The following is a 5,197-nucleotide window of genomic DNA, read 5'->3' on the forward strand; positions in this document are numbered from 1 at the left end:
AATCCTCGTTGCCGAAGGCACTGAAGGCGTGAAGGTCAACGCCGTCATCGCCGTGCTTGCTGAAGAGGGCGAAGACGCCTCATCCGTGAAGGCACCCGCGCCGTCCGCCCCCCCGGCGAAAGCCGAGACCTCAGGCAACGAAGACAAGAAACCCGCCGCCGCTCAGCCTGCTCCAGCGGCGAAGCCGCAAGCTGCGCCGGCACCCAAGCCACAACCTGTGGCCGCCGCGCCCGTCTCCGGCGACCGCATTAAGGCGAGCCCCCTCGCCAAACGCATTGCCGGCCTCAAGGGCATCGATCTCACCGCCCTCAAGGGCACCGGCCCGCGCGGTCGCATCATCAAGCGCGATGTCGAAAACGCCCAGCCGGGCACCGCTGCTGCATCCCCTGCGCGCGCTGGCTCACCCGACGGCCTCATCCTGCCACAAATCCTGGACGACCGCGTCTATGCGCCAGACAGCTATGAGCTGAAGCCGCTCGACGGTGTCCGCAAGGTTGTCGCCAAGCGCCTCACCACAAGCTTCATGCAAGTCCCGCACTTCCCGCTGACCATCGATCTCGAACTCGATCATCTCCTGGCCAGCCGCGTCGCCATCAATGCGGCCGCGCCTGAAGGCGTGAAGGTCTCGGTCAACGACCTGCTCATCAAGGCCTGCGCCATGGCCTTGATGGACGAGCCCGACTGCAACGCATCGTATACGGACAAGGGCATCGCCTATCACAAACACGCCCATGTCTCGGTCGCTGTTGCCATCGACGGCGGCCTGATAACGCCGGTCATCTTCAATGCCGAAAGCAAGGGCCTCGCCGACATCTCGGAAGAGATGAAAGACCTCGCCGCCCGCGCCCGCGAGCGCAGGCTGAAGCCGCAGGAATACAGTGGCGGCACATTCTCCATCTCCAATCTCGGCATGTTCGGCATCCGCAACTTCGCCTCGATCATCAACCCACCCGAAGGCATGATCTTGTCGGTCGGGGCAGGGGAGAAGCGCCCGGTCGTCAACGCCAAGGGCGACCTCGCCGTCGCCACCGTCATGAGCGTCACGCTGACCTGCGACCACCGCGTCATCGGCGGCGCCGAAGGTGCCAAATGGCTGCAGGCCTTCAAACGCTATGTCGAGACACCCGAAGCGATGCTGCTTTAACGCGCCAACACGCGAACGTGAAATGGGACAAGAGATGATCAAACGTACCGGGCTAATTTTCGTGCTTTCCTTCATGGCCGCCTGTTCCCCGCAAGCAACCGAACCGGCATCGGCGCCTGAACCCGTATCAACGCCCGATCCAGTGGTTCAGTTCGATCCTGACAGGCTCAAGGCCATCGCAGACGTGTTTGCGACGGAGCATGGCATGATGAACCTGTGCGGAGATGAGGTGCCCGTCCGCCTCACATTGTTCATGGCCGAACTGGGCGCATCGACAACACCGCCCGAACTCGTGTCGAGCCTGATGGCCGCCAATGACGCGAAAATCGAAGAGCTGCAGGCGGCTGAGCCGGAATACATCTGCACACCCGAAATGTTTGAGAGCCGCGAGGCGAATTCCATGGCCGCTCAGGAAGAGTGGAACGTGATGCGAGGTGCCGAATGACCACCCAATACGACCTCATCGTTATCGGCTCCGGCCCCGGCGGCTATGTCTCGGCCATCCGCGCCAGCCAGCTCGGCCTGAAGACCGCCATCATTGAGCGCGAAGCTCTCGGCGGCGTCTGCCTCAACTGGGGCTGCATCCCGACCAAGGCACTGCTGCGCTCGGCCGAAGTCATGCACCTTGCCAAGAACGCCAAGGATTTCGGCCTGAAGATCGACAAGGTCGAGGTTGATCTTGATGCCGTGGTCAAGCGCTCGCGCGGTGTCGCCAGCCAACTGTCCGGCGGCGTCAAGTTCCTGATGAAGAAGAACAAGATCGACGTCATCGACGGCACCGCCCGTCTCGAAAAGGGCGGCTCCGCGCCCAAGGTCATCGTCAAGGGCAAGGACGGCAAGGACACAACGCTTCAGGCCAAGCACGTCATGCTCGCCACCGGCGCCCGTGCCCGCGACATCCCGCAGGCTGGCCTCGTGGCCGACGGCAAGCTGATCTGGACCTATCGCGAAGCCATGACGCCCGACGTGATGCCCAAGCGCCTCCTCGTCATCGGCTCCGGCGCCATCGGCATCGAATTCGCCAGCTTCTATAACGAACTCGGCTGCGACGTGACCGTCGCCGAAGTCCTGCCGCGCATCCTGCCTGTGGAAGACGCAGAAATCTCCGCCATGGCCGAGAAGGATTTCAAGAAGCAGGGTCTCAACATCATCACCGGCGCCAAGGTCGAAAACCTGAAAGCCGGCAAGAACACGGTCACCGCCGACATCACCAACAAGGACGGCAAGAAGGAGTCGCGGGAATTCGACCGTGCCATCCTCGCCGTCGGCATTGTCGGCAATGTCGAAAACCTTGGCCTCGACGCCCTCGGCGTGAAGGTCGAAAAGACCCACGTAAACGTCGACGGTTTCGGCAAGACCGGCGTCCCCGGCCTCTACGCCATTGGCGACCTCACCGGTCCGCCATGGCTCGCACACAAGGCCAGCCATGAAGGCGTCATCTGCGTCGAGGCGATTGCCGGCAAGGGCAAGTCCCATGTCGAGCCCTTCGACGCCTCCAACGTGCCCGGCTGCACCTATTCGCACCCGCAGGTCGCCAGTGTCGGTCTCACCGAGGCCGCGGCAAAGGAAAAAGGCTACGACATCAAGGTTGGCCGCTTTCCTTTCATCGGCAATGGCAAGGCCATCGCTCTGGGCGAAACCAATGGTATGGTGAAAGTCGTGTTCGACAAGAAGACAGGCGAGCTGCTCGGCGCCCACATGATCGGCGCGGAAGTCACCGAACTGATCCAGGGCTATGTCATCGCCCGGCAGGGTGAATTGACCGACGTCGACCTCGCCCACACCATCTTCGCGCACCCGACCATTTCGGAAACCATGCACGAAGCGGTGCTCGACGCCGATGGCAGGGCGCTTCACATCTAGGGCAGGGGGCCTTGCCCGCAGGCATCCACCCTTATACGCAGGAGCCAGCCCAAATCACTGGAGGACCCTGCGTGACCCGTCACCTGTTTATCGGCCTGACTGCCCTCCTGCTCGCCGCCTGCGCGCCTCCAGCACCGCCCGAAACGGAGGCGCCCGTGTCCGCACCTGAAATTGCCCTTCCAGAATCGCGCGACGGCGTCGTGACCGACCGCTTTGCCCGCATGGCACTGCAATGCGTTCACAAGGAATACCCGAACAAGATCAGCCACGTCATGAACAGCGATGCAGACGCGGCCACGCCGCGCCAGCTGCACCCGGCTTTCTATGGCTGTTTCGACTGGCATTCCTCGGTGCATGGCCATTGGCTGCTCGCCCGCATCCTCAACACTGACCCGGACACGCCTTATCGCGACGCCATCGTCACCGCGCTCGGCCACAGCTTCACACCAGAAAACATCGCCGGCGAAATCGCCTATTTCGAAGGCGCTGACCGGGCGAGCTTCGAGCGGCCCTATGGCACCGCCTGGTTCCTCCAGATGATGACCGAACTACGCGAATCCGACTTACCGGAAGCCACAACATGGGTCGCCACGCTCGAACCGCTTGAAACCTTCATTGTTGGCGAAACATCGACCTGGCTCACCAAGCTCGCCTATCCGATCCGCCTTGGCACGCATAACCAGACAGCCTTCGCCTTCGGCCTGATGCTGGACTGGTCCAGGGCGAACAATGAAGGGGCCTTCAATGCGCAGCTGACCCAGAAGGTGCTCGAATTCCATTCCAGCGACGTCAATTGCCCGCTCGCCTATGAGCCCTCCGGCGAAGACTTCCTGTCGCCCTGCCTGATGGAAGCCGACCTCATGCGCCGTGTCATGCCGTCAGACCAGTATGCCGTCTGGCTGAAAGCCTTCCTGCCGCAGGTGCCAACCACGGGCCGGTCGGACTGGCTGCTGCCCGGCGTCGTGCTCGACCCGACAGACGGCAAGCTCGTCCACCTTGACGGCGTGAACCTGTCGCGCGCCTGGGCGCTGGAAGGCATTGCCAGCGCCTTGCCGGAAGGCGATTCGCGTATCGCGTCACTCCTCGCTGCCGCCGACGTGCACAAGCAAACCGGCATCGCCGCCGTCAGCGACACGCACTATTCCGGCAGTCACTGGCTCGCGAGCTTTGCGACCTATCTCGAAACCCGTCGTGGGATCAGCCCGGAATGAAACTTCCCATCGGCCCCGGCGCACTCGTCGCAGCCGCCTTTATCGGTCCCGGCACCGTCACGGCCTGCACGCTCGCGGGCGCCAGTTTCGGCTTTGCACTAGTCTGGGCACTGGTCTTTGCCACGCTGGCCACGATGATCCTGCAGGACATGGCTGCCCGGCTCGGCGTCATGGGACGCGTAGGTCTCGGTGAAGCGCTGGTCAGCGGCACCGGCAACCCGTTCCTGAAATGGGGGGCCGCTGGACTGGTGCTCGCCGCGCTCGCCCTTGGCAATGCCGCCTATGAAGCCGGCAACCTCTCCGGTGGGGCGCTCGGTCTCGAAGCAATTGTCGGGGAGGGGGCCATAAGCCGCCGCGTTATCGTGCTGGTCCTCGCCGTCACAGCCGCCTTCGTCCTTCTGATCGGGCGCTACAAACTGATCGAACGTATCCTTGTCGCGCTGGTTATCCTGATGAGTCTTGCCTTCGCTGGCAGCGCCATTCTTGTCCGTCCGGATGTGGGTGCCATGCTGGGCGGCCTCGTGCCCCGCGTGCCGGAAGGTGGCCTTCTCACCGCTATCGCCCTCATCGGCACGACGATCGTGCCCTACAATCTCTTCCTCCATGCGGCTTCGGCACGCGAACATTGGCCCGACGCAACGCCGCAAGCGCTGGCAGAGGCCCAGACTGACACGCGCGTCTCGGTCGGCCTTGGCGGCCTCATCTCCATCCTGATCCTCACCACGGCGGCCGCCAGCCTGTTCCAGAGCGGCCAACAGGTCTCCAGCGCCGTCGACATGGCCGCAGCCATCGCGCCGACTTATGGCGAGGCAGCCCGCTACCTTGTCGGCCTCGGCCTCTTCGCCGCCGGTCTCACCTCATCCATCACGGCGCCGCTTGCGACTGCCTACGCACTCAGCGAGATCGCCGGCAAGCCGCGTGGCGGGCCGCTTTTCAAGGGCGTCGCTCTGGCCATCCTCGTCATCGGCACACTCGTCGC

Annotated in this window: 5 protein-coding genes; all 5 read left to right on the top strand. The window is 63.4% G+C overall.

Annotated features, from left to right (window positions below):
• Positions 1–1,144 (top strand): 2-oxo acid dehydrogenase subunit E2 (locus tag AADA04_RS10230; RefSeq protein WP_340693165.1); only part of this gene is annotated, 1,144 nt, incomplete at its 5' end.
• A gap of 34 nt (positions 1,145–1,178) precedes the next feature.
• Positions 1,179–1,589 (top strand): hypothetical protein, encoded by a 411-nt coding sequence (locus tag AADA04_RS10235; protein ID WP_340693166.1) that lies wholly within the window; start codon positions 1,179–1,181, stop codon positions 1,587–1,589.
• Entirely contained in the window at positions 1,586–3,007 is a 1,422-nt protein-coding gene (lpdA, locus tag AADA04_RS10240) for a dihydrolipoyl dehydrogenase (protein WP_340693167.1), read from the top strand. The genes AADA04_RS10235 and lpdA overlap by 4 nt, the downstream gene beginning before the upstream one ends.
• A 71-nt stretch (positions 3,008–3,078) precedes the next feature.
• A complete protein-coding gene (locus AADA04_RS10245) occupies positions 3,079–4,218 on the top strand; it encodes a DUF2891 domain-containing protein (RefSeq protein ID WP_340693168.1) in 1,140 nt (379 codons plus the stop codon).
• A partial coding sequence (locus AADA04_RS10250; RefSeq protein ID WP_340693169.1) for an Nramp family divalent metal transporter occupies positions 4,215–5,197 on the top strand: 983 nt, incomplete at its 3' end. The genes AADA04_RS10245 and AADA04_RS10250, both read left to right, overlap by 4 nt.

The organism is Hyphomonas sp. (assembly GCF_037969335.1).
In the GTDB taxonomy this organism is placed as follows: domain Bacteria; phylum Pseudomonadota; class Alphaproteobacteria; order Caulobacterales; family Hyphomonadaceae; genus Hyphomonas.